We start from the raw sequence: 22,822 nt of genomic DNA, 5'->3' as shown, positions 1-22,822 counted from the left end.
GATGCCGGGGCTGCGGCGCCCCGGCCTGAGGTGCATCACTGCCCGAACGCGCGCCCCAACCCGCCCGGCACGCCGCTGGCATCGGTGCTTTGCCACGGCCCGTTGGGGCTCAGCGACCAGCTCCAGCCTTGGTCGTAGCGATAGTAAGTGCGCTGGCGGTAGAAGGTGTTGGGCTGCTTGTCGAGCACGTACACCCCCAGCTTGGGATCCCAATGGCTGGCGCCACCGGGCGGCGGCGCGAAACTGGCGGAAGTGCGTGGCAGCGGCTTGGGAATGCCGCTGGGCGCGGCCGCCGGTGCAGCAGGCTTGCCGCCAGGCAGCGGCTTGACCACAGGCCCCTGAGGTGGCGTCTCCAGCGGCGGCAACGGCTCACGCTCGGCCGGCCGATGCCCGGTACAGGCGGACAGTCCCAGCGCCAGGGTAATCAGGGTCAAGCGTACGCAGCGGTTCATGGCGGGCTCTCTTATCGGTCAGGTCGGTCGATGGTCACGTGCTGCAGGGGCTGACCTTGGTTGGCCAGCGGCGCGCTCAGGCCGATCCACTCTCCCTGGGTCGGCTGGCCGCTACGCGACACGCGCGCAACCAGTTCGACTTCCTTGAAATCCGACAGTTTCATCTGCGGCATCATCGCGTCGGCATCGGTCAAACGCACTTCGATGGGCAACTGCGCCACCGTTACCCGCTTGGCCGCCAACGGCATGGGTGGACCTGTGCGAGCACGGGCGAAGATGAACACCGTGTCGTCCGGCCGCACCTTGTCCTTGAGCGCCGCCGCCAGCGCCACCCGCACGCTCAGGCCTGCCGCCGGCTGCGGCTTGACACCGCTGTCCTTCAGTTTGTCCGCCGCGCGGTCGATACCGCCTTGCAGCGCCGCACGCGAGGCGTCGCCTTCGGGCAGTTGCGCCAGCAGGCGCTGCCAGTAATCGATCGCCTCCTGATAACGCTCGCCCTCGAATGCGGCGATACCGCGCAAGCCCAGGCTGGTGACCTCGTTCGGGTCGGCCTTGAGCGCCTCGTCGGTGAGTTGCTGCAGGGGCGCGCTCCAGTGCTTGTCGGCGGCGAAATACTGGGCCTGGGCCCACTGCCCGAGCAACTCCGGCTGGCGCCCGGCCAAGGCTACGGCGCGCTCGAAAGCGCGCGCAGCGTCAGCGGGACGCTGCTCGGCCATGTAGGCACGGCCCAGGAAGTACAGGCCTTCGGCCGAATCCGGCTGGGCCTGCACGGCCCGCTCCAGGCGCGTGGTCATCTCCTGCACCGACTGCGGCGCCTGGGCGAATTCACGGGTCAGCTGGACTTTGTCGGCGGCGCCGAAATGCAGGTACAGCCCCAGGGCCAGCACCGGTACCAGCACCGCCGCCAGCAGCGGCACGGTGCGCCCCAGATGGCCCTGGCGCGGCGCTTCGGCGCCCTCGGTATCGGCCAGCAGTTCGCGGGCCGCCTCATCGCGTCCGCGCGCCAGTTGCTCGGCGTCGAGCACACCGGCCTGCTGCTGGGTGGTCAGCTCGGCGATGCGTTCCTGGTACAGGGCGACATTGAGCGCGGTACGGTCTTGTTCGGCCTGCTGCTGGCGCCGGCCACGCAGGATTGGGATCAGCAGGAACGCCAGGGCCGCGAGCAGCAGCAGGCCCGCACTCAGCCAGAATTCAGTCATGGGTGTGTTCTTTATTCAGCAATTGGGCAAGACGGTGTCGTTCGTCCACGGAGAGCTCGGTGCCTGCCGCCGTTGCCGGACTGCGCCGGCGGCGCACGATCACCGCGATCACCACCAGGCCGCCAGTCAGCAACAGGCCCGGGCCGAACCACAGCAGCCAGGTGCGCGCCGTCAGCGCTGGCTTGTAGCGCACGAAATCGCCATAGCGATCAACCATGAAGTCGATGATCTGCCGATTGCTCTGGCCCTCGCCCAGCATGCGGAAGATCTCGCGACGCAGATCGGCCGCGATGGGCGCGTTGGAGTCGGCGATGTCCTGGTTCTGGCACTTGGGGCAGCGCAGTTCCTTGGTCAACTGCTGATAACGCTCGCGCTCGACCTCGTCGCGGAACTGGTAGGTGTCGATGGCGGCCCTGGCCATGCCAGCCAGGCTCAGGCCCAACACCACAGCGGCGAACCAGCGCTTCATGGCTGGGCCTCGTCGACCAGCGCCTGGTACAGCGGCGCCAGTTGCTCGCGCCAGACCTGGGCATCGACCACACCCACGTGCTTGTAGCGGATGATGCCTTCGGCATCGATCAAGAAGGTTTCCGGTGCGCCATACACGCCCAGGTCCAGGCCCAACGTGCCCTGTTCGTCACGGATATCGAGCTGGTAAGGGTTGTGGAACTCGGCCAACCATTTGAGCGCTGCCGCGTTGTCGTCCTTGTAGTTGATGCCGTGGATCACCACGCCCTGCCCGGCCAACTGATTCAGATACGGGTGCTCGACCTTGCATGATGGGCACCAGGTGCCCCAGACGTTGACCAGGGCCGGACGGCCAAGCAGGTCGGCCTGGGTCAAGGTCCGCCCGTCCTGCACGCTTTGCAGCGAGAAGGCCGGGAACGGCTTGCCGATCATCGCCGAAGGCAACTCGTCGGGCTTGAGAAACAGCCCCTTGTACAGAAAGACCGCCAGCAGCAGGAAGACTGCCAAGGGCACTACCATGATCCAACGCTTCATGCCGTCGCTCCAGACAGGCCCAGTGTGTCGCGCACCCGCGCCACGACCTTGACCCGATAACGCCGATCGCACGCCGCCAGCAACCCGCCCAGCGCGGTCAGCAACCCGCCCAGCCAGATCCAGCGCACATAGGGTTTGATGTGCAGCCGCACCGCCCAGGCGCCGTTTTCCAACGGTTCACCGAGGGCGACGTAGAGGTCGCGGGTGAAGCCGGCGTCGATACCGGCCTCGGTCATCATCGACTGCTGCACGGTGTACAGGCGTTTCTCCGGGTGCAGCACACTCACCTCACGGCCCTGGCGCGACACGCGCAGGGTGCCCTTGTCGGAAATGAAGTTCGGCCCCTCGAAGTGCTTGGCGCCTTCGAAGAGGAAGTGATAGCCGCCCAGTTCGACGCTCTCGCCCGGCGCCATGCGCAGGTCGCGTTCGGCGCTGTTGTTGCTCGACAGCACCACGCCCAGGGCGCACACCACCAGCCCCAGGTGCGCCAGGTGCATGGCCCAATAGCTGCGCGGCAGCGCCCGCACGCCGTTGGCCAGGCCCTTGTGGCGGGTCTTGTCGAGGATGTCGCGCACGCCCCCGAGCACCACCCACGCAGCCAGGGCGAAGACGCTCAGCGCCGGCCAGTCGAAGTCGTCGACGATCAGCCCGGCCACTGGCGCCAGGATGGCGCTGCCGATCAGCACCGGCGTCAGCAGGCTGGCCAGCCAACGTCCGGGCGTGTCTTTCCAGCGCACCAGCACACCCACCGTCAGCAGCCCCAGCAACAGCGCCATGAGCGGCACGAACAGCGCATCGAAGTACGGCGGGCCGACCGACAGCTTGGCGCCGGTCAGAGCATCGAGGACCAGCGGATACAAAGTGCCGAGCAGAATCATCGAGGCGGCCACCACCAGCACCAGGTTGTTGGCCAGCAGCAGCGTCTCGCGCGACCACAGACCGAAGCCCACCTGGCTCTTGACCACCGGCGCGCGCAAGGCGAACAGCGTCAGTGAACCGCCGACCACGAACAGCAGGAAGATCAGGATGAACACGCCGCGCGCCGGGTCGGCGGCGAAGGCGTGCACCGAGGTCAGCACCCCGGAGCGGACCAGGAAGGTGCCCAGCAGGCTCAGCGAAAACGCGGCGATGGCCAGCAGCACCGTCCAGCTCTTGAACACGCCGCGTTTTTCCGTCACCGCCAGCGAGTGGATCAGCGCCGTGCCCACCAGCCAGGGCATGAACGAAGCGTTCTCCACCGGATCCCAGAACCACCAGCCGCCCCAGCCCAGTTCGTAGTAGGCCCACCATGAACCCAGGGCGATGCCGATGCCGAGGAAGGCCCAGGCCACCAGGGTCCAGGGCCGCGACCAGCGCGCCCAGGCCGCGTCCAGGCGGCCGCCGAGCAAGGCGGCGATGGCGAAGGCGAAGGCCACCGAGAAGCCGACATAACCCATGTACAGCATCGGCGGATGGACGATCAGGCCAAAGTCCTGCAGCAGCGGGTTGAGGTCGCGGCCGTTGGTCGGCACCTGCGGCAGCAGGCGGGCGAAGGGATTGGAGGTGATGATCAGGAACGACAGAAAGCCCACACTGATCATGCCCATCACCGCCAGCACCCGGGCCAGCATCACCTGCGGCAACTGGCGCGAGAACACCGACACCGCGAAGGTCCAGGCGCCGAGGATCAGCGCCCACAACAGCAACGAGCCTTCGTGGGCGCCCCACATGGCGCTGAACTTGTAGTACCACGGCAGCGCCGTGTTGGAGTTGTGGGCCACATAGGCGACCGAGAAGTTGTCGGTCATGAAGGCATGGGTCAGGCAGGCGAAGGCGAACACCAGGAAGGCGAACTGACCCCAGGCGGCCGGACGCGCCAGGCTCATCCACAGCCGGTCGCCACGCCAGGCGCCGAGCAGCGGCACGCTGGCCTGCACCGCCGCCAGGCAGATGGCCAGGATCATCGCCAACTGCCCCAGTTCCGGAATCACCAGCGCCGCGTTCATGGCCGGGCCTCGCCGCTGGCGGCAGTCTTGCCGCTGTCCTTGAGGGCTTTGGTGACTTCCGGCGGCATGTACTTCTCATCGTGCTTGGCCAGCACTTCGTCGGCCACCACCACGCCGTCGGCGTTGAGCTTGCCCAGGGCGACGATGCCCTGCCCTTCGCGGAACAGGTCCGGGAGAATGCCCCGGTAGCTGATGGGGACCGACTTGTTGAAGTCGGTGACCACGAAGCGCACGTCCAGCGAATCGGCCGAGCGCTTCACCGAGCCCTGCTCGACCATGCCGCCAGCGCGAATGCGTGTGTCCAGCGGCGCCTCGCCATTGGCGATCTGGGTCGGGGTGTAGAACAGGTTGATGTTCTGCTGCAACGCACTGAGGGCCAGACCCAGGGCGACGGCCACGCCGGCCAGCAGGGCGAGGATGAGCAACAGGCGTTTCTTGCGCTGCGGATTCACTGGTGGTTCTCCCGGCGCAGACGACGCGCCTCTTCTTGCAGATAGCGGCGGCGCGCCAGCACCGGCACGGCGACGTTGATGGCCAGCACGACCAGGCAGAGGCCATAGGCCGACCAGACGTAGAGCCCATGATGGCCCATGGCGAGGAAATCGGCGAAGGAGGCGAAATTCATCGTGCGGCCTCCCGACCCAGGCTGCCGAGCACCTGCTCGCGGACCCACTGGGTGCGCGCTTCGCGGCGCAGCACTTCAAGACGCATGCGCAGTAGCAGCACGGCACCGAAGAAGCAATAGAAGCCCAGCACTGTCAGCAGCAGCGGCAGCCACATCTCGGCGGGCATGGCCGGTCGTTCGGTGAGGGTGAAGGTGGCGCCCTGGTGCAGGGTGTTCCACCACTCGACCGAGTACTTGATGATCGGAATGTTGACCACACCGACGATGGCCAGCACGGCGCAGGCTTTGGCGGCGCTGTCGCGGTTACCGATGGCCTGGCCCAGGGCGATGATGCCGAAATACAGGAACAGCAGGATCAGCATCGAGGTCAGGCGGGCGTCCCACACCCACCAACTGCCCCAGGTCGGCTTGCCCCAGATGGCGCCGGTGACCAGGGCCAAGGCGGTCATCCAGGCGCCGATGGGCGCCGCGCACTGCAGGGCGACGTCGGCCAGTTTCATCTTCCACACCAGCCCCACCACGCCTGCCACTGCCAGCAGCACGTAGCAGGACTGCGCCAGCATGGCCGCCGGCACGTGGATATAGATGATGCGGAAGCTGTTGCCCTGCTGGTAGTCCGCCGGGGCGAAGGCCAGGCCCCAGGCGATGCCTGCCAGCAACAGCAGCACCGCCGCGACGCTCAGCCAGGGCAGCAGGCGGCCACTGAGGCTGTAGAACCATTTTGGCGAGCCCAGCTTGTGGAACCATGTCCAGCTCATTTTCATCAGGGTACATCCAGGGTCTTTGCCGGGCTTCGCTGCCCGGGACTCGTTATTCGCCGACGCTGATCCTCAGGCCGGCCGCTATCGCAAAGGGTGTCAGTGTTACCGCAAGGGCCGTGAGGCTGGCCAACCAGAGCAGGTACCCGGTGGCGGGCATATTCTGCAACGCCGACTGCAACGCACCACTGCCCAGGATCAATACCGGGATGTACAGCGGCAGAATCAGCAGCGCCAACAGCAATCCACCGCGCTTGAGACCCACGGTCAGCGCTGCGCCCACCGCCCCCAGCAGGCTCAACACCGGCGTGCCGAGCAGCAGCGAGCCGAGCAGCACCGGCAGGCAGGCGCTGGGCAATCCGAGCATCAGCGCCAGCACCGGCGCCAACAATACCAGCGCCAGGCCGGAAAAGGTCCAATGCGCCAGCACCTTGGCCAGCACCAGCAGCGGCAAAGGCTGCGGCGACAGCACCCACTGCTCCAGCGAACCGTCCTCGAAATCGCTGCGAAACAGGCCGTCCAGCGACAGCAGCACCGCCAGCAAGGCGGCGACCCAGACCAGTCCCGGCGACAAGGTTTGCAACAATTGGCTCTCGGGACCGACCGCCAGCGGGAACAGCGCCACGACGATGGCGAAGAACACCAACGGGTTGGCCAACTCTGCCGGACGCCGGAACAGCAGACGCGCCTCGCGGCGCAACAACAACGCAAAGACCTTCATGCTGCCCACTGCCCCAGATTCAGTTCGCGATAGCCGCCCGGCTTGTGTTGCAAGCTGTGGTGCGTGGTCAGCACCACCGTCCCGCCCTGCTCGCAATGGCTGGCCAGGTGCGCCTCGAGCTGGGCCACACCCTGCTTGTCGAGGGCGGTGAAAGGTTCATCGAGAATCCACAGCCCAGGCCCGTCCAGGTACAAGCGGGCCAGGGCCACGCGTCGCTGCTGGCCGGCCGACAGCGTGTGGCACGGCACATCTTCGAAGCCGCGCAGGCCGACCTGGGCCAACGCCTGCCAGATGGACGCGCGGCTGGCGGGTCGATGCAGGGCGCAGAGCCAGGCCAGGTTCTCCTCGGCGCTGAGCAGCTCCTTGATGCCCGCAGCATGGCCGATCCACAGCAACACGCTGGCCAGGGCCTGGCGCTGCTCGCCCAGGGCACGGCCGTTGAGCAGGATCTGCCCGGCCGTCGGCTGCATCAGCCCGGCCAACAGGCGCAGCAAGCTGGTCTTGCCGCTGCCGTTGGGACCACTGACCTGCAACATGTCGCCGGGGCACAGTTCAAAATCCAGGTGTTCGAAGAGCAGACGCCAGTCGCGCTCGCAGGCAAGGTTCGCGGCTTGGAGGTGGAAGGTCACGGTTTCGCCTTATGCTGTTCAGGGTCCGGCACCCGCTGCTTGCAGGTTCACCCAGCCCCTCTGCAGGAGCGGGCTCAGCCGCGCAACAAACGACGCCGAACACGCCGGTGTCTCAAGTCGCCCCGCGCGCGGCCGTTAAACTACCCGTGGCGAGGCGCCCGGATTATACATGGACGCCCAGGCTGTCAAGAGAGCTGGCTCGACAGGTTGTATACAATCATGACCGAAATCAATAGTCTCAGCGCGCAGAGCGCCTTCGCCGCCCAGGTAGCCAAGGCCAGCCTGACCGGCGAACTGCTGCGCCTGACACAATCGCAACCTGGCCTGATCCCCAACGGCGAGACCGCCCAGGCCGAGGTGGTGAACCTGCGGCAGAACGGCGCAGACTTCACCCTGACCCTGCGCCTGATGCTGCCCGATGGCAGGCCCGTGCAGCTTCAGGCCAACGCCACCCAACCGCTGCCACCCGGCAGCCAGGTCACCGTCGGGCAACTCGACAGCAGCCGCCTGGCCGTGGCCGTGCAGCAGGCCAGCGCCAGCAACATCGCCACCCTGACCCAGCTCGACACCCGCCAGATCCCGATCGGCACGCTGTTACAAGGCAAGGTCCTGACCAACCAGCCACTGCCGGCCGAAGCGGGACAGGCACCGGCCTTCCGCGCACTGGTCAGCCTCCTCAACAGCAGCCAGGCCGGCGCCACTCTGGCCATTGACAGCCCGCGCCCGTTGCCCGTCGGCAGTCTGCTCAGCGCCCTGGTGCAAGGTGACCAGTCACTGCGCTTCGTGCCCCTGAGCGGTCGCCAGGACCAGTTGGCCATCGCCCAGCAACTGCTCACCCAGCAAGGCCGTCAGGCCTCGCTGCCCGCCCTGCTTGGCGCGCTTCAACAACTGACCAGCGCGCCCAGCGCCGACCCTGCACTCTCGGCCAGCGCCTCACGGTTGCTGGCCAGCCTGCCCGACCCCGCTCAACTGGGCGACGCCAAAGCCGTCGCCCAGGCCCTGAACAACAGCGGCGCCTTCCTTGAAGGCAAGCTGCTCGCAGGCCTGGGACCGGGCGTTGCGCCAGACCTCAAGGCGCAACTGGTGCGTCTGGTGGCGCAGATCCTGCCCAGTGTGCCGGGCAATCAAGCCCTGGCCGCCGCCACCCTGGCCCAGGCGCTGCCGGCCTTGGCCCGTGGTGCGCGCGGTCTGCTCGACCAGGTCGGCAACCGCCCGCAGCCCGGCATGTTCCCGCTGCCGTCGCGGCTATTGCAGAACCTGGAGGACACCGGCGACCTGCAGCAGTTGCTGCGTCTGGCAGCGGCGGCCATTTCCCGGGTACAGAGTCACCAATTGGCCAGCCTGCAACAGACCGGCACCACCGAGACCGGCAACCAGCAGACCACCTGGCAAAGCGAGATTCCCCTGCGCCACGGCCAGGAGTTCCTCCCGGTACAAGCCAAGCTGCAACGCGAAGAAACCCCGGAACAGCACGCCGACCCGCACCGCGCGCAGCGTGACCCGCTCGAATCGCTGTGGCGTATCGAGCTGGCCTTCGACCTGCCGCCGCTCGGTCCGCTGCAGGTGCAGGCGCAACTGAGTCAGGGTCGTCTCAGCGGCCAGTTATGGGCCGAACGTCCACAGACCGCCCGCTTGATCGACAGTCAGCTCGGCAGCCTGCGCGAGCGTCTGCTGGCCCGCGGTCTGGACGTCGGCGACCTGGCCTGCCATCCCGGCGCGCCGCCCCAGGGCCCGCGTACCCGCCTGGAACAACGTTGGGTGGATGAAACCGCATGACTGAGCGCACACCACGCCAGGCCATCGCCCTGAGCTATGACGGCGAGCAAGCGCCGACCCTGAGTGCCAAAGGCGAGGACGCCGTGGCCGAGGCCATACTCGCCCTGGCCCGCGAGCACGAAGTCCCGATCTACGAAAACGCCGAGCTGGTCGGCTTGCTGGCGCGTCTGGAGCTGGGCGAGCAGATTCCCGAGGCGCTGTACCTGACCATCGCCGAGATCATCGCCTTCGCCTGGCAACTGCGCGGCAAGCTGCCACCAGGCTTCGACGACACGCCGCCCGAGCCACGCGACATCACCCCGTCGCGGGCCTTGCCTGCGCCCGACGACAGCACTATCTAACGCCTGCCCCGCCCCCCATGGCGCCAAGCTCGGTCCTCCACTGCTCTGCACGGAGGCCCGCATGGCCATGTCCCCTCTCCCCGCCGAAAACCTGCACCTGGTGCACGCGGCACTGGTCGATTTCCCGCGACCGGATGCTCTGGCCGAAACCCTGCTGCGCCCGTGGCTGAAAGCGCGAGGCATCGACACGCCTGCGCAGGAAATCGACGTCGTCACCTTGCACTACCAGCTCGAACCGCTCGGCGAAGGCCGCCAGCATTTTCGTGAAAACGCGGTGATCACCCAGAAAATGAGTGCAGTCCAAGCCCTGCTGAGCAATTGGCAAGGCGAGAGCGCCGAGGGCTATGGGGGCTTTCACTTCGGTGATTGGGCTGGGATCGCACCCAGTGGCGTGCTGCACCTGGTCGAACGTCTGAACACCGAGGGCACCTCGCCAGGGTTCTCGCCTTATCGGGTGTTCAACGGCCTCTATCGACGCCAGACACCGGCGCTCTATGGCCCCGCTACGCGCCTGCCGGTGCGCGCCGAAGACTTCCAGGCGCTCATCTGGGGACTGCACCTGAACACCCTGTACAAGGCGCAGTTGGATGGCTACTGGTCGGCTCATCTGAACGACTACCAGCGAGCCCTGAAAATCAACTTCATCGCCGCCTGCAATCGGCAAGTCGCCGAAGGCAGCCTCAGCGAAGAGGCGCGGCAGATGATCTGGCAGGCCGCGGGCATCTCACGTCAGGACAGGTTCACGCTCAAGGTCTCGCTGCTCAACGTCTACGGCTACGTTGCCACCTCGCTGCTGTGCTTGCGTACCGAGGACAGTGCACTGACCTTGTTGTACATCCCAGGCAACAGCAGTCCGTTCCTGAGCTTCGACACCCCCTTGGCGATGAAGCACTGGTTCGCCCGTCAGTGCCAGTCGGCCGACCGCCGCGCGGTGCTTCTGACGCTCTTCAGCCCGCTCGACTGGCCCGATGGCCTGGATTTCAGCGGCCTGCAAACCGCACTGGCGGGCCTGGGTCGCTATCCGCAGCCACACCGTTTCCTGTCCTCCCATTCGGGCTTCGCCACCAGTGGGCTATGGACGCCCGAGTTGATGGTCGACTACCGCGCCGACCACTACAACCCGCCCATTACCGAAGAGCTGTTCGGCTACCTGGCGCGCCACCAGCAACAGCGCGCCTATGCCACGCTCGACAGTCAGGTCGTCAGCAATCAACAGATCGAAAAGCTTCGCGCGACCCGCTATCTGAACATCGCGCTGGTGATGCTGGCACCGGTCGCGATGGTGATCCCTGCCCTGGCGCCGCTACTGGCCGCAGGCGGCCTGGCGCAGTTCAGCCTGGGCCTGGACCGTGTGCTCAACGGCCGCTCGCTGGAGGACAAGGTCGCTGGCGTCCAGGACCAGGTATTCGGCCTGTTCAACGCGCTCCCTCTGGTCGGCACGGCGGCGGCCCGATCGAGCGCGCTGTATCGCTGGTGCCGCCCCGGCTTCGTCAGCTTCAGGCAGTTGCTGCAAGGCAGCGACAGCGCCGAGGCATTGGCCCTGCAACCGGCCGAGGCGGCGTTTCGCGAGCCCGCCGTACAAGCGTCCACGCAAACCGCTGCCGTGGTTACCCGTATCGACGAAAGCCTGCGCCATCGCTTCGCAGCCTGGCTGCAAACAGAGGCTGGGCTGGAGAACGACTGGGTCTGCTATGAGCTGAACACCGACAGCTTCATTCGGCTGTCGCAGATCCGCCAGGAAAGCCCGCCGCGCTGGATCGTCAGTGCCGAGCACGCCAACGCCCTGGTACCCATGACCGACAGCAGAACCGTCAGCGACCTGCAGCGCATGGCCACGCTGCGCGCCTTGGGTATCCACGTCGATCTACCGCTGGACTACACCCCCTACCAAAACATGTCGCGCACGCCGCTGGAGCCTTTGATCACCAGTGTCTGGCTGGGCGATCGTCGTCTGGGCGAGCCGTTCATCGACGCCATCGCTCACAACGCCCGGGCGCTGCACGGTAGTCGCTACGAATATCAGTTGCTGCTGTCACGCCAGAACGTGGCGAACTTCGACCACAACGTCAGCCAGCTCAATGCGGTGGCGCCGCGGCTGCGAATCCGCACCCTCGAAGAACAGCCGTTCTTTCTCGAATTCGAGCGCTCTGCCTATTACCCGCAGTACCAAGCGGCGCTGCGCGGCGACGGCCTGGGCGCCACGCATTTCAGTTCGGCCTGCGACATCCTGCGCTATCGCGTTCTCAAGCACTTCGGCGGCTTGTACATGGACACCGACGACAGCCTGTTGCTGCCCAAGGACGGTAGCGTCGCCCTGCCCCTGGAGCAGCAGGACCTGCGTTGCAGCGCCGACGGGCTGCTGCTGGCGCAACCGGTGTCCAACGACCGGCTAGGCATGTACATCAAGTTCAACAGCAGCCTGATCGGCAGCCATGCGGGCAATCCGACCCTGGACGCCATTTCCGACGAGATCCTGCGACGCTATCGCTTGGAGCCCACCTTCTACGACCACCATCCGGACCCGGACCAGGATCCGGTGGGTCTGCACCACTATGCCCGCCGACTGAACCTGCTGACCGGTCCCGGCGTGCTCAACGATGTGATCGACCAGCATCTGCCGTGGCTGCGCCAGTTGCGGGAGACCTGCACCCTGCTGGCCTCGCCGGTCCACGACGTGTTCAGCGTGGTCAACAGCCGTGCGCTGATGGACGCCCTGGCCAGTTTCGCGCCCCTGGGCGATGTGGCCGACATCGGCCGCGCCCATTCCTGGTTGAACCACTGATCGGCACCGTACGACACCGCGATCCTCAATCCTCGACCCAGGTATCTGCCATGATCCCCATCCCCTATCTCAACGCCAAAGGTATCGATTTCGCCCGCCAGCACCTGGCGGCCTTCCCTCGCCCAGACCGTCAGGCCATCGCGGCACTCGACCAGTGGCTGCCCAGCCAAGGCATCGACGTACCTGCCGAGCAGATCGTTGCCGCCACCCTGCATTACCAAGCCGGCAGCGACGGCTGGAACGGCGTCGTCGTCCAGCGACAGAGCCTGGCGCAGGCGCTGCTGAGCAACTGGCAAGCGCCGCCGGATCTGGAGGCCGTACCGCACCTGCTACGGCCGCAGCAGCCGCCAGGCAGCGCGCGGCACATCCGCATCGTCTCCGCCCTGCAGCCGCCGCACCAGACCGGAGCGCAGAACTACTACGTACTCAGCGGCCTGTTCCGGCGCAGCGAGCCCCAGGTCTATGACCAGCACAGCATGCTGCCGCTGTCGGTGTCGGCATTTCAGTCGTTCGTCTGGGACCTGGATTTCAACCGGGCCTACAAGGCTGAGCTCGACGCATACTGGTCCGAGCATTTCGACAGCTACCGCGACTCGCTGAAACTGAACTTCATCGCGGCATGCAACAAGCAGATCAGCGAAGGCAGCCTGAGCGATGAAGGACGGCGATTGGCCTTCAGGGCTGCCGGGGTGATGCATTCGCCGCTCCCGATCGATGTACGCATGCTCAATGTCTACGGTTACGCCAGCACCGACCTGGTGTGTGTGCAGGCCCAAGGAAGCGACCTGATCGTGCTGTACGTGCCAGGCAATGCCTCGCCGCTGCTGAGCTTCGCCAATCAGGGCGAGTTGCAGGATTGGTTCGGCCAGCAATGCCGGAGTGCGCCCACGCGCGAGGCACTGCAAGCGCGTTTCAACCCGGCCGATACCCCGGACGGCCTGAGCTTCAGCGGGCTGGAGACGGCCTTGGGCGGCCTGGGGGTCTACCCCCATCTCTACCATCTGGACAGCCAGCGGCCTGGCTTCACCGCCGCTGGGGTCTGGGCACCGCGCGACTACGTCAACTACAAGTCGTCCAGCTACAGCCCGACGTTGAGCGGCGATCTGTTCCACGCCCTGGCTACGCGATACCGCCAGCGCAGCTATCAAGACGCCGACTTCCTCATCCACGCCGACAGCGAAGTCAGCAAAGCCCGCTGGCGTGGCTACCTGTCCTCGGCCATGACCTACCTGGCTCCCCTGGCGCTGGCCGTGCCCGAGCTCTGGCCGCTGTTTGCCGTCGGCGGTATCGCCCAGTTCGGCCTGGGCCTGGACCAGGCCCTGCAAGCGCGCACGCAGTCTCAAGCCAGCGAAGGCCTGGAGGCGATGGTGTTCGGCCTGTTCAACGCGGCGCCACTGGCACTGGAGAGCGCGGCCAGGATCTCGACCCTGTTGCGTGTGAGAAGCGACAACTTCGTCTTCCCCTCCCGGGTCAACGAACGCTGGGGATACCCGCTGAGCCCAGTGTCACCGCCGCACCTGCCCGATCTGGACATGGCCCCTTACTTCCACGTGTCAGACCCCATTGCGCCAGTGGCCGGTGCCGATCCTGCGGTGTCGGCAGCGGTGGTGCGCAACTGCCTGTACGACGGCACGCCGGATCGCCTGGAGGCCTCCCTGCATGGCTACAACGCCGAGGTGGTGTACGACCTGGAACAGGATGCGTTCATGTGCGAAGAGGATATCAATGAGGTGAATCCGCGCTACTTCACTGCCCGCCCCGGCCGGCGTGACCTGGCCCGGGTCGACGTGCGCCAGCGTCCGGTCGACGACGCCATGCGCAGCGCCAGCCTTCGCGCATTGGGTGTCGATCTGCAACTGCCTGTCGTGTTGCCCGAGCCGGCGACGCAAGCCCTGCAGCCCATTGCACGAACGCTGACGTGCCTGTGGGTCGGCGACAAGGTGCTCTCCGAGGCCTTGATCGCCAACCTCGCGCACAATGCGCAACTGGTGCAGGACAGCAGTTACACCCTGCGCCTGCTGCTGTCGCGGGCGACCCCTTCGGCGTTCGAGCAGAACCTCGCGCAGTTGGTCCGTGAGGCCCCCAGCCTGCACGTGCTGCCACTGGAGGACCAGGCATTCTTCGTCGCCCTGCGCAACAGCAAGTACCACACGCACTATCAGGCTGCCATTGACGGCGGTGCATTCGCCGCAGCCTCGGACATCCTGCGTTACCGCATGCTGTACCACGACGGCGGACTGTACATGGATGTGGACGACACGCTGCTTGGCGCAGGAGGCTATCGACAGTTCGAGAATGGGGTCGGCGTCGGTACGCCGGGAGAGGCGCTGGACGCGGTGGAGCTGGCGACAAGCCCCGATGGGCTGCTGTTGCAGCCGCCGATCAGCAACGAAACCCTGGGCATGAACTGCCTGTTCAACACCAGCTTCATCGGCAGCCACGCGGGCAATCCTACGCTGGAGGCCATTTCCGAAGAAATCCATACCAGGCTGTCGCAAACGCCGGACTTCCATACTTGGCGGCCGACATTCGCCGAGGATCCAGCCGCCTTCTATCGCTACGCCCGACGCCTCAGTGCGCTGACCGGACCGCGCGTGGTCACGGACGTGATCGACCGCCGGCTTGCCGCCCTCACCCAACTGCGCCAAGTGGCGAACCTGGGCTGCATGAAGATCGTCAATCTAGGCCTGTTCGTCGATCTGGACCGCTACACCGAACTGGTGCGCCGTCTCCTGCCACTCAACCGCCTGGCCAAGGTCGGCAGCCTGCACTCCTGGGCCAAAGGCTGATCCCGGCGTGTTTCAGCCCAATGCCAAGCGGCCCACGCGCGCGTCAGGGCGCCTGTGGGCCACTCAGCCGCGGTGCAGGCGGCTCATCAGCTCGGCCTCGGCCTGGGTCAGGCCACAGCTCTGCGTCAGTTCCTCGACGCTGGCGCCCATGCCCACCAGCTTGGCGGCCTGGGAGAAGGTGACGCTGTTGGGATCGCGCTGCTCCAGTTGCAGCAGCTTCTCCGGCAACGGCGCCACCACCGCGCGCAATTCATGAATCGCTTCGCCCATGCGCACGGTCACGTTCTGGTAGTCGTCCAGCCGCTTGGCCAGGTCCTTGATGCGCTGGTCACGCAGCGCATCGCCTTGGGCCTGCTGGGCGGCCAGCTCGCGCTGGCGCTTGCTGTAGTTGAGAAAGAACCACAGGCTCAGCGCCCACAACAACGCGAGCAAGATGACGGCAGCCTCGAAGATCACCTCAGATGTTCTCCAGCTCCGACCACTCTTCCTCGCTCATCATCTTGTCCAGCTCGACCAAAATCAGCAGTTCGCCGTTCTTGTTGCACACGCCCTGGATGAACTTGGCCGACTCTTCGTTGCCGACGTTCGGCGCGGTCTCGATCTCCGACTGACGCAGGTAGACCACTTCGGCCACGCTGTCGACCAGGATGCCGACCACCTGCTTGTCCGCCTCGATGATGACGATGCGGGTGTTGTCGGTGATGTCCGACGGCATCAGGCCGAAGCGCTGACGGGTGTCGATCACGGTGACCACGTTACCGCGCAGGTTGATGATGCCCAGCACGTAGCTTGGCGCGCCCGGAACCGGGGCGATCTCGGTGTAGCGCAGGACTTCCTGCACCTGCATCACGTTGATGCCGTAGGACTCGTTGTCCAGACGGAAGGTGACCCATTGCAGGATCGGATCTTCGGAACCTTGTGCAGACGACTTCTTCATTACCCTAGCCCTCTCAGTCCGCCGGTGGCGGTGTGCTCGTTATGGTCGCAGCAGCTGCGGCGCCGATTCAGTTGTGTGTGATGTTCATCTGCTTGACCGCGCCACTGGCGATCAGCTCGGCCAGCTCGGCAACGTCGAGCAAGGCGCACATGTGTTCGATGACCGTGCCCGCCAGCCAGGGGCGCTGACCGCGCTGGCTGCGCCATTTGATTTCCTGAGGGTCCAGGCGCAGCGAGCGGCTGACCTGATGCACGGCCAGGCCCCACTCGTAGCCCTGCACCGAAATCACGTAGTGCAGGCCTTGGCGGAAGTCGTCGCGGTAGCGGTCGGGCATCACCCAACGCGCGGTGTCCAACACCTTGAGGTTACCGGCCTGGCACGTGAGGATGCCGAGGAACCAGTCGGGCTGGCCGAACAGCGGCGTCAGCTCCTGCCCTTCCAGGCTGTAGATCGAGCCCAGGCACACCAGCGGCACCGCCAGGGTCAGCCCGGCGACGTCGAACAGCAGGCACTCGAACGGCTCCGCCGCCCAGGCCGGACGACCGTCGACGGTGGCCGGGGGCACCGGCGCGCCAGGCGCCGGCAAGTGCACATCGACCAGCGGCGCGACGGGCTCGACGAGCTGCGCTTGGCGCGTGGTGTCCGCCGCCAATTCACTGGCCTGAACCGGCGACGCGTCGTCCACGCTGACGTCGGTTTCAGGCGGCAGCACCGTAGGCAGAACGCGCGGCGCGGGCTCGGCGTAGGGCCGGGTCTCGACGGGACGGCGCGCATCGCGGGCCTGCTCTTCACGCACGGCAGCAGCGAATTCGTCGCTGGGGGCTTGTTCCAGCGCTGGCGCACTCGCTTCGGGCACTTCTTCGAACTCGGTGGCGTCCTGCAGCAGGCCATCGAGGTAGGATTGCAACGCCAGTTGCGGCTTGCTGGTGATCTGTGGAGCGTGATTCATCAGGCCACCTGCAGGGCGTTGCGGTAAGAGAGCAGGTGCTTGAGCAGCGCCCGGTATGCGGTGACGCCACGGCTCTTGCCGTCGAACTGCGAGGGCGTGACGCCATTGCGACTAGCATCGCGCATGCGCGTGTCGACCGGAATATAGCCCTGCCAGACCTGCTCGCCATAGGTGTCGCGCAGCAGCTTCAAGGTGCCGAGCGAGGCTTGCGTGCGGCGGTCGAACAGCGTCGGCACGATCTGATAAGGCAGCGCTTGCTTGCGCGAACGGTTGATCATGGCCAGGGTGCCGACCATGCGCTCCAGGCCCTTGACCGCAAGAAACTCGGTTTGCACCGGAATCACCAACTGCTGGCTGGCCGCCAGCGCGTTGACCATCAGTACGCCGAGCAGCGGCGGGCTGTCGATCAGGGCAAAGTCGAAATCCTGCCACAGCTGCGCCAGACTCTTGGCGATCACCAGGCCCAGGCCGTTCTGCCCGGGCGACTGACGCTCGAGCACGGCCAGCGCCGTGCTCGAGGGCAGCAGCGAGATCCGCTCGTGGCTGGTGGGCAGCAGCAACTGCCCCGGCAGGCCCTCGGGCACGCCGCCCTTGTGCAGGAACAGGTCATAGCAGCTGTGCTCGAGTGCGTCGGGATTGTGCCCGAAATAGCTGGTCATCGAACCGTGCGGGTCGAGGTCGACGACGACCACGCGCTTGCCCGCCTCGGCCAGCAGACCGGCCAGAGCGATGGTAGTGGTGGTCTTGCCGACACCACCTTTTTGATTGGCTACTGCCCAGACTCTCATCGTGCGTTGCTTCCTCCCGACATGGGCGCGGGTCCCTGCGGGAACGGTCTATAAATTCGGTGACGGAGATTTGACGGGATCGCGCCCGGCCGTCGTGGCTGGCGAAGCTGGTGCACTTTGTGTGCCAGCACGGCGCAATGCCGCGTCCGGCGTGGCATTGGCCGTACCCGAACCGGTCAGGCTGCGGCGCACTTCCAGGTTGCGCGAGATCACCAGCACCACCCGGCGATTGCGCGCCCGGCCATCGGCGCTGTCATTGCTGGCCACCGGCTGGTATTCGCCATAGCCCACCGAGGCCATGCGCGCCGGGTCCACCCCGTCCATCGCCAGCAGGCGTACGATGCTCGCCGCGCGCGCCGAGGACAGTTCCCAGTTGGTCGGGTACTGCGCGGTACGGATCGGCAGGTTGTCGGTGAAGCCTTCGACATGCACCGGGTTGGCGAACGGTTTGAGGATCTTGGCCACCTTGTCGATGATCTCGAAGGCGGTATCGCTGGGCATGGCATCGCCGCTGCCGAACAGCAACGCCGAGTTGAGCTCGATCTCGATCCACAGCTCGTTGCCGCGCACGGTCATCTGGTTGGAACCGATCAGGTCGCCGAAGGCAGCGCCGACCTCGTCACTGATGGTTTTCAACGCATCGGCGCTGCTCTGGCCGAGGCCGGCATCGACCTGGTCGCTGTCCTTGATCAACGGCTCGGCAGGCTTGACCGTCAGTGGACGCTCGTCGCCGATGGGAATCGGCCGCAGGCTGCGCTCGGGGTCGTTGAAGACCCCGACCAGTGCCTGGGAAATCACCTTGTACTTGCCTTCGTTGATCGAGGAAATCGAGTACATCACCACGAAGAAGGCGAACAGCAAGGTGATGAAGTCGGCGTACGAGACCAGCCAACGCTCATGGTTCTCGTGCTCCTCGGTATGACGGCGACGGCGCATGGTCTACTCCATGAAGCCTTGCAGCTTGAGCTCGATGGAACGCGGGTTCTCGCCTTCGGCGATCGACAGCAGCCCCTCCAGCAGCATCTCGCGGTAGCGCGACTGGCGCAGGACGATGGCCTTGAGCTTGTTGGCCACCGGCAGCAGCACCAGGTTGGCGCTGGCCACGCCGTAGATGGTGGCGACGAAGGCCACGGCGATGCCATTGCCCAGTTGCGACGGATCGGCCAGGTTGCCCATCACGTGGATCAGGCCCATGACCGCACCGATGATGCCGATGGTCGGCGCATAGCCGCCCATGCTTTCGAAGACCTTGGCGGCCTGGATATCGCGGCTTTCCTGGGTCAGAAAATCCACCTCCAGAATGCTGCGGATCGATTCCGGCTCGGCGCCATCGACCAGCAACTGCAAGCCTTTGCGGGCATAGGGGTCAGGTTCGGCATCGGCCACGCCTTCCAGGCCCAGCAGGCCTTCCTTGCGCGCGGTCAGGCTCCAGTTGACCACCCGGTCGATGCCACCGGCCAGGTCCACGCGCGGTGGAAACAGGATCCAGCGCAGAATCTGCAGCGCACGCTTGAACGCCGACAGCGGCGACTGCAGCAGCGCTGCGGCCAGAGTACCGCCCAGCACGATCAGCCCGGCAGGTCCGTTGAGCAAGGCACCGACATGGCCACCTTCAAGGAAATTGCCGCCGACGATGGCGACGAACGCCAGGATCAGGCCGATGAGGCTGAGCACGTCCATCAGACGCAGGCCTCGACCAGGTGGCGCCCGATGTCGTCCAGGCTGTACACCGCATCGGCCAGGTTGGCCTTGACGATGGCCATGGGCATGCCATAGATCACGCAACTGGCCTCGTCCTGGGCCCATACGGTGCTGCCGCCCTGCTTGAGCAGGCGCGCCCCTTCGCGGCCATCGGCGCCCATACCGGTGAGCACCACCGAGAGCACCTTGTCGCCGTAAGTCTTGGCTGCCGAACCGAAGGTGATGTCCACACACGGCTTGTAGTTCAGGCGCTCGTCGCCAGGCAGGATCTTCACCGTGCCACGGCCATCGACCATCATCTGCTTGCCACCGGGCGCCAGCAGCGCCAGGCCCGGACGCAGCACGTCACCATCCTCGGCTTCCTTGACGCTGATCTTGCACAGCTTGTCGAGACGCTCGGCGAAGGCCTTGGTGAAGGCAGCAGGCATGTGCTGGATCAGCACGATCGGTGCCGGGAAGCTGGCCGGCAGTTGCGTCAGCACCCGTTGCAGGGCCACCGGGCCGCCGGTGGAGGTGCCGATGGCGACCAGCTTGTAGGGTTTGCGCTTGGGCGCCGGCGAGTGGCTGGCTGCCGGCGCACTCGGGCGTGTCGGGGCGGCACTGCGAACGGGCGCAGGGCTGCTGGCGACGCTGCTCGGCGCTGCGCTGCTGCTCGGCGCGCTGGTCACCGGGCTGGGCGTCGGGCTGGAGAAGCTGCTGAAACGGCGGTTGCTGCGCGAAATGGTATGCACCTTCTCGCACAGCATCTGCTTGACCTTGTCGGGGTTGCGCGAGATGTCCTCGAAGTTCTTTGGCAGGTAGTCCACGGCGCCAGCGTCCAGCGCATCGAGGGTCACGCGCGCGCCTTCGTGGGTCAGCGAAGAGAACATCAGGACCGGGGTCGGACAGCGCTGCATGATATGACGCACGGCCGTGATGCCATCCATCATCGGCATCTCGTAGTCCATGGTGATCACATCGGGCTTGAGTGCCAGCGCCTGGTCGATCGCTTCCTTGCCGTTGGTCGCGGTACCCACGACCTGGATGGTCGGGTCCGCCGAGAGGATTTCAGAGACACGGCGGCGGAAGAAACCGGAATCATCCACCACCAGGACCTTGACTGCCATAAACACTCCATTAGACGGCGCAACCGCCAGGTCGCGCCGCCGAAATCAAATACGCCGGGCGGCGTAACGCTTGAGCATGCTCGGAACGTCGAGGATCAGCGCGATACGACCGTCGCCGGTGATGGTGGCGCCGGACATGCCCGGAGTGCCCTGGAGCATCTTGCCCAATGGCTTGATCACCACCTCCTCCTGGCCCACCAACTGGTCGACCACGAAGCCGATGCGCTGGGTGCCGACCGACAGGATCACCACGTGCCCTTCGAGTTGCTCCTCATGTTGCTGGTCCTGGACCAGCCAACGCTTGAGGTAGAACAACGGCAGCGCCTTGTCGCGCACGATCACCACTTCCTGGCCATCGACCACGTTGGTGCGCGACAGGTCCAGGTGGAAGATCTCGTTGACGTTGACCAGCGGGAAGGCGAAGGCCTGGTTGGCCAGCATCACCATCAGCGTCGGCATGATCGCCAGGGTCAGCGGCACCTTGATCACGATCTTCGAGCCCTGGCCCTTGGCCGAGAAGATGTTGATCGAGCCGTTGAGCTGGGAAATCTTGGTCTTGACCACGTCCATGCCGACCCCGCGGCCAGACACGTCGGAGATCTCGGTCTTGGTCGAGAAGCCTGGGGCGAAGATCAGGTTGTAGCAGTCCGACTCGCTCAGGCGGTCGGCCGCGTCCTTGTCCATCAGGCCCTTTTCCACGGCCTTGGCGCGCAGCACGTTGGGGTCCATGCCCTTGCCGTCGTCGGAGATCGACAAGAGGATATGGTCACCCTCCTGCTCGGCCGACAGCACCACCCGACCGGTGCGCGCCTTGCCGGACGCCTCGCGCTCCTCGGGGGTCTCGACGCCGTGGTCGACGGCGTTGCGCACCAAGTGCACCAACGGGTCGGCGAGGGCCTCGACCAGGTTCTTGTCCAGGTCGGTCTCTTCGCCGACCAGCTCCAGGTTGATCTCTTTCTTGAGCTGGCGGGCGAGGTCGCGAACCAGGCGCGGGAAGCGGCCGAAGACTTTCTTGATCGGCTGCATGCGCGTCTTCATGACCGCGGTCTGCAGGTCGGCGGTGACCACGTCGAGGTTCGACACAGCCTTGGACATGGCCTCGTCGCCGCTGTTCAGGCCCAGGCGCACCAGGCGGTTACGCACCAGCACCAGTTCGCCGACCATGTTCATGATCTCGTCCAGGCGTGCCGTGTCGACGCGCACCGTGGTTTCCGCTTCGCTGGCGCCATGCTTGTCGGCGGCCGGCGCCGCAGCGCGTGCCGGGGCGGCGCCGGCCGCTGCGGCGGGCTTGGCGGCAGCGGCGGGTGCAGGCTTGGCCACCGGTTTGCTTTCAGCCTTGGCCGCAGGCGTTGGTGCCACAGCAGTAGCAGCAGCAGGTGCCTCGGCAGCTACGGCATCACCGCTGAACTTGCCTTTGCCGTGCAACTGGTCCAGCAGCGCTTCGAATTCGTGGTCGGTGATGTGCTCGCCGGCAGGCTCGGCGGCGGGAGCGCCGGCGGCGGCTTCAGCCTTGGGCAGCCCATCGGCGGCGAAGGTACCCTTGCCGTGCAATTGGTCGAGCAGGGCCTCGAATTCGCTGTCGGTGATTTCGTCGCTGGCCGGCGATACTGCCGCAGGCGTTTCGCTCTCGGCCACGTCCGGCGAGAACTGGCCCTTGCCATGCAACTGATCGAGCAGCGACTCGAATTCGGCGTCGGTGATTTCGTCGGCATTGCCGGAGGCAGCCTCGACCGGCGCCTGCTCGGCCGCTTCGGCCTGGGCCTTGACCGCATCCAGGGAGTCAAGCAACTGCTCGAACTCGGTATCGGTGATGTCTTCGCTGGCCGCTGGCGGCTCGACCGCCGCCGGCGCTTCGACCACGGCGGGCGCGGCGACGTCCTCACCGGCAGGTTCGGCCAGGCGTGCCAGCGCTGCCAGCAGTTCCGGCGTGGCGGGGGTGATCTCGCTGCGCTCGCGGACCTGGCCGAACATGCTGTTGACCGTGTCCAGTGCTTCGAGCACCACATCCATCAACTCGGCGTCGACCCGACGCTCACCCTTGCGCAGGATGTCGAAGACGTTCTCGGCAATGTGGCAGCACTCCACCAGCTCGTTGAGCTGGAGGAAGCCGGCGCCCCCTTTTACAGTGTGAAAACCGCGAAATATGGCGTTGAGCAGGTCCGCATCATCGGGCCGGCTTTCCAGCTCGACCAGTTGCTCGGACAGTTGCTCGAGGATTTCGCCGGCTTCTACCAGGAAATCCTGAAGGATTTCTTCATCGGCGCCGAAGCTCATTAAACGTG

The 22,822-nt window shown here is 65.9% G+C and carries 22 protein-coding genes; 4 read left to right on the top strand and 18 right to left on the bottom strand.

Features of this window, described 5'->3' with window-relative positions; translation table 11 throughout:
- Positions 1-35 precede the first annotated feature (35 nt).
- The 10 genes from ACK2SD_RS09075 to ccmA are packed head-to-tail and all read right to left on the bottom strand — an operon-like array spanning position 36 to position 7,371.
- On the bottom strand, positions 36-452 hold the full coding sequence (locus ACK2SD_RS09075; RefSeq protein WP_412461925.1) for a hypothetical protein: 417 nt from the start codon (positions 450-452) through the stop codon (positions 36-38).
- A gap of 11 nt (positions 453-463) precedes the next feature.
- Complete coding sequence (gene ccmI, locus ACK2SD_RS09070; protein ID WP_412461924.1) at positions 464-1,651, bottom strand: c-type cytochrome biogenesis protein CcmI; 1,188 nt, start codon at positions 1,649-1,651, stop codon at positions 464-466.
- Complete coding sequence (locus ACK2SD_RS09065) at positions 1,644-2,120, bottom strand: cytochrome c-type biogenesis protein (RefSeq protein WP_039578880.1); 477 nt, start codon at positions 2,118-2,120, stop codon at positions 1,644-1,646. Before ACK2SD_RS09065 ends, ccmI begins: the two co-directional genes overlap by 8 nt.
- Complete coding sequence (locus tag ACK2SD_RS09060) at positions 2,117-2,653, bottom strand: DsbE family thiol:disulfide interchange protein (RefSeq protein WP_029614974.1); 537 nt, start codon at positions 2,651-2,653, stop codon at positions 2,117-2,119. The genes ACK2SD_RS09065 and ACK2SD_RS09060 overlap by 4 nt, the downstream gene beginning before the upstream one ends.
- Positions 2,650-4,623: a heme lyase CcmF/NrfE family subunit gene (locus ACK2SD_RS09055; RefSeq protein ID WP_412462290.1), complete on the bottom strand. Its 1,974-nt coding sequence runs from the start codon at positions 4,621-4,623 to the stop codon at positions 2,650-2,652. Before ACK2SD_RS09055 ends, ACK2SD_RS09060 begins: the two co-directional genes overlap by 4 nt.
- Before the next feature lie 11 nt (positions 4,624-4,634).
- Positions 4,635-5,090, bottom strand: coding sequence for a cytochrome c maturation protein CcmE (gene ccmE / locus ACK2SD_RS09050; protein ID WP_412461923.1), 456 nt, complete (start codon positions 5,088-5,090; stop codon positions 4,635-4,637).
- A complete protein-coding gene (ccmD, locus tag ACK2SD_RS09045; RefSeq protein WP_412461922.1) occupies positions 5,087-5,263 on the bottom strand; it encodes a heme exporter protein CcmD in 177 nt (58 codons plus the stop codon). Before ccmD ends, ccmE begins: the two co-directional genes overlap by 4 nt.
- A complete protein-coding gene (locus tag ACK2SD_RS09040; RefSeq protein ID WP_039578886.1) occupies positions 5,260-6,027 on the bottom strand; it encodes a heme ABC transporter permease in 768 nt (255 codons plus the stop codon). The genes ccmD and ACK2SD_RS09040 overlap by 4 nt, the downstream gene beginning before the upstream one ends.
- A gap of 46 nt (positions 6,028-6,073) precedes the next feature.
- Positions 6,074-6,742, bottom strand: coding sequence for a heme exporter protein CcmB (ccmB, locus tag ACK2SD_RS09035; protein ID WP_412461921.1), 669 nt, complete (start codon positions 6,740-6,742; stop codon positions 6,074-6,076).
- Positions 6,739-7,371, bottom strand: coding sequence for a cytochrome c biogenesis heme-transporting ATPase CcmA (gene ccmA, locus ACK2SD_RS09030; RefSeq protein WP_412461920.1), 633 nt, complete (start codon positions 7,369-7,371; stop codon positions 6,739-6,741). Before ccmA ends, ccmB begins: the two co-directional genes overlap by 4 nt.
- 219 nt (positions 7,372-7,590) lie before the next feature.
- Here ccmA and ACK2SD_RS09025 point away from each other — a divergent pair, with 219 nt between their 5' ends.
- From ACK2SD_RS09025 to ACK2SD_RS09010, 4 genes are all read left to right on the top strand, one after another.
- The gene (locus tag ACK2SD_RS09025) at positions 7,591-9,147 is read left to right on the top strand and encodes a flagellar hook-length control protein FliK (protein WP_412461919.1); all 1,557 of its coding nucleotides are present in this window, start codon (positions 7,591-7,593) and stop codon (positions 9,145-9,147) included.
- Entirely contained in the window at positions 9,144-9,488 is a 345-nt protein-coding gene (locus ACK2SD_RS09020) for an EscU/YscU/HrcU family type III secretion system export apparatus switch protein (RefSeq protein ID WP_412461918.1), read from the top strand. Before ACK2SD_RS09025 ends, ACK2SD_RS09020 begins: the two co-directional genes overlap by 4 nt.
- 61 nt (positions 9,489-9,549) lie before the next feature.
- Positions 9,550-12,270 (top strand): dermonecrotic toxin domain-containing protein, encoded by a 2,721-nt coding sequence (locus ACK2SD_RS09015; protein ID WP_412461917.1) that lies wholly within the window; start codon positions 9,550-9,552, stop codon positions 12,268-12,270.
- A gap of 50 nt (positions 12,271-12,320) precedes the next feature.
- Positions 12,321-15,059, top strand: a complete 2,739-nt coding sequence (locus ACK2SD_RS09010) for a dermonecrotic toxin domain-containing protein (protein WP_412461916.1) — start codon at positions 12,321-12,323, stop codon at positions 15,057-15,059.
- A 63-nt stretch (positions 15,060-15,122) separates the two neighbouring features.
- Here ACK2SD_RS09010 and ACK2SD_RS09005 read toward each other — a convergent pair whose 3' ends face one another.
- The 8 genes from ACK2SD_RS09005 to ACK2SD_RS08970 form a co-directional block, all read right to left on the bottom strand.
- Positions 15,123-15,515, bottom strand: a complete 393-nt coding sequence (locus ACK2SD_RS09005) for a DUF2802 domain-containing protein (RefSeq protein ID WP_039578900.1) — start codon at positions 15,513-15,515, stop codon at positions 15,123-15,125.
- A gap of 1 nt (position 15,516) precedes the next feature.
- The gene (locus ACK2SD_RS09000) at positions 15,517-15,996 is read right to left on the bottom strand and encodes a chemotaxis protein CheW (RefSeq protein WP_029614967.1); all 480 of its coding nucleotides are present in this window, start codon (positions 15,994-15,996) and stop codon (positions 15,517-15,519) included.
- 67 nt (positions 15,997-16,063) lie between these two features.
- The gene (locus tag ACK2SD_RS08995) at positions 16,064-16,945 is read right to left on the bottom strand and encodes a CheW domain-containing protein (protein ID WP_317872346.1); all 882 of its coding nucleotides are present in this window, start codon (positions 16,943-16,945) and stop codon (positions 16,064-16,066) included.
- On the bottom strand, positions 16,945-17,733 hold the full coding sequence (locus ACK2SD_RS08990; protein ID WP_412461915.1) for a ParA family protein: 789 nt from the start codon (positions 17,731-17,733) through the stop codon (positions 16,945-16,947). The genes ACK2SD_RS08995 and ACK2SD_RS08990 overlap by 1 nt, the downstream gene beginning before the upstream one ends.
- Before the next feature lie 48 nt (positions 17,734-17,781).
- A complete protein-coding gene (gene motD, locus ACK2SD_RS08985) occupies positions 17,782-18,669 on the bottom strand; it encodes a flagellar motor protein MotD (RefSeq protein ID WP_295482283.1) in 888 nt (295 codons plus the stop codon).
- A gap of 3 nt (positions 18,670-18,672) precedes the next feature.
- Positions 18,673-19,413 carry a flagellar motor protein gene (locus tag ACK2SD_RS08980; protein WP_039578908.1) on the bottom strand — a complete coding sequence of 247 codons (741 nt, stop codon included), beginning with the start codon at positions 19,411-19,413 and terminating at the stop codon, positions 18,673-18,675.
- Positions 19,413-20,540 carry a protein-glutamate methylesterase/protein-glutamine glutaminase gene (locus tag ACK2SD_RS08975; protein WP_412461914.1) on the bottom strand — a complete coding sequence of 376 codons (1,128 nt, stop codon included), beginning with the start codon at positions 20,538-20,540 and terminating at the stop codon, positions 19,413-19,415. Before ACK2SD_RS08975 ends, ACK2SD_RS08980 begins: the two co-directional genes overlap by 1 nt.
- Positions 20,541-20,585: 45 nt before the next feature.
- Complete coding sequence (locus ACK2SD_RS08970; protein ID WP_317872344.1) at positions 20,586-22,814, bottom strand: chemotaxis protein CheA; 2,229 nt, start codon at positions 22,812-22,814, stop codon at positions 20,586-20,588.
- Positions 22,815-22,822 lie beyond the last annotated feature (8 nt).

Origin of the sequence: Pseudomonas sp. SC11 (genome assembly GCF_047039205.1) — a bacterium.
GTDB lineage: Bacteria > Pseudomonadota > Gammaproteobacteria > Pseudomonadales > Pseudomonadaceae > Aquipseudomonas > Aquipseudomonas boreofloridensis.
This window is presented reverse-complemented; position numbering and strand designations above follow the sequence as displayed.

Bases quoted from the DNA above. Each gene is read 5' to 3' on its own strand.
- ACK2SD_RS09075 (WP_412461925.1), bottom strand. From the start codon at position 452: ATGAACCGCTGCGTACGCTTGACCCTGATTACCCTGGCGCTGGGACTG.
- ccmI (WP_412461924.1), bottom strand. From the start codon at position 1,651: ATGACTGAATTCTGGCTGAGTGCGGGCCTGCTGCTGCTCGCGGCCCTG.
- ACK2SD_RS09065 (WP_039578880.1), bottom strand. From the start codon at position 2,120: ATGAAGCGCTGGTTCGCCGCTGTGGTGTTGGGCCTGAGCCTGGCTGGC.
- ACK2SD_RS09060 (WP_029614974.1), bottom strand. From the start codon at position 2,653: ATGAAGCGTTGGATCATGGTAGTGCCCTTGGCAGTCTTCCTGCTGCTG.
- ccmD (WP_412461922.1), bottom strand. From the start codon at position 5,263: ATGAATTTCGCCTCCTTCGCCGATTTCCTCGCCATGGGCCATCATGGG.
- ACK2SD_RS09040 (WP_039578886.1), bottom strand. From the start codon at position 6,027: ATGAAAATGAGCTGGACATGGTTCCACAAGCTGGGCTCGCCAAAATGG.
- ccmB (WP_412461921.1), bottom strand. From the start codon at position 6,742: ATGAAGGTCTTTGCGTTGTTGTTGCGCCGCGAGGCGCGTCTGCTGTTC.
- ACK2SD_RS09025 (WP_412461919.1), top strand. From the start codon at position 7,591: ATGACCGAAATCAATAGTCTCAGCGCGCAGAGCGCCTTCGCCGCCCAG.
- ACK2SD_RS09020 (WP_412461918.1), top strand. From the start codon at position 9,144: ATGACTGAGCGCACACCACGCCAGGCCATCGCCCTGAGCTATGACGGC.
- ACK2SD_RS09015 (WP_412461917.1), top strand. From the start codon at position 9,550: ATGGCCATGTCCCCTCTCCCCGCCGAAAACCTGCACCTGGTGCACGCG.
- ACK2SD_RS09010 (WP_412461916.1), top strand. From the start codon at position 12,321: ATGATCCCCATCCCCTATCTCAACGCCAAAGGTATCGATTTCGCCCGC.
- ACK2SD_RS09000 (WP_029614967.1), bottom strand. From the start codon at position 15,996: ATGAAGAAGTCGTCTGCACAAGGTTCCGAAGATCCGATCCTGCAATGG.
- ACK2SD_RS08995 (WP_317872346.1), bottom strand. From the start codon at position 16,945: ATGAATCACGCTCCACAGATCACCAGCAAGCCGCAACTGGCGTTGCAA.
- ACK2SD_RS08990 (WP_412461915.1), bottom strand. From the start codon at position 17,733: ATGAGAGTCTGGGCAGTAGCCAATCAAAAAGGTGGTGTCGGCAAGACC.
- motD (WP_295482283.1), bottom strand. From the start codon at position 18,669: ATGCGCCGTCGCCGTCATACCGAGGAGCACGAGAACCATGAGCGTTGG.
- ACK2SD_RS08980 (WP_039578908.1), bottom strand. From the start codon at position 19,413: ATGGACGTGCTCAGCCTCATCGGCCTGATCCTGGCGTTCGTCGCCATC.
- ACK2SD_RS08975 (WP_412461914.1), bottom strand. From the start codon at position 20,540: ATGGCAGTCAAGGTCCTGGTGGTGGATGATTCCGGTTTCTTCCGCCGC.
- ACK2SD_RS08970 (WP_317872344.1), bottom strand. From the start codon at position 22,814: ATGAGCTTCGGCGCCGATGAAGAAATCCTTCAGGATTTCCTGGTAGAA.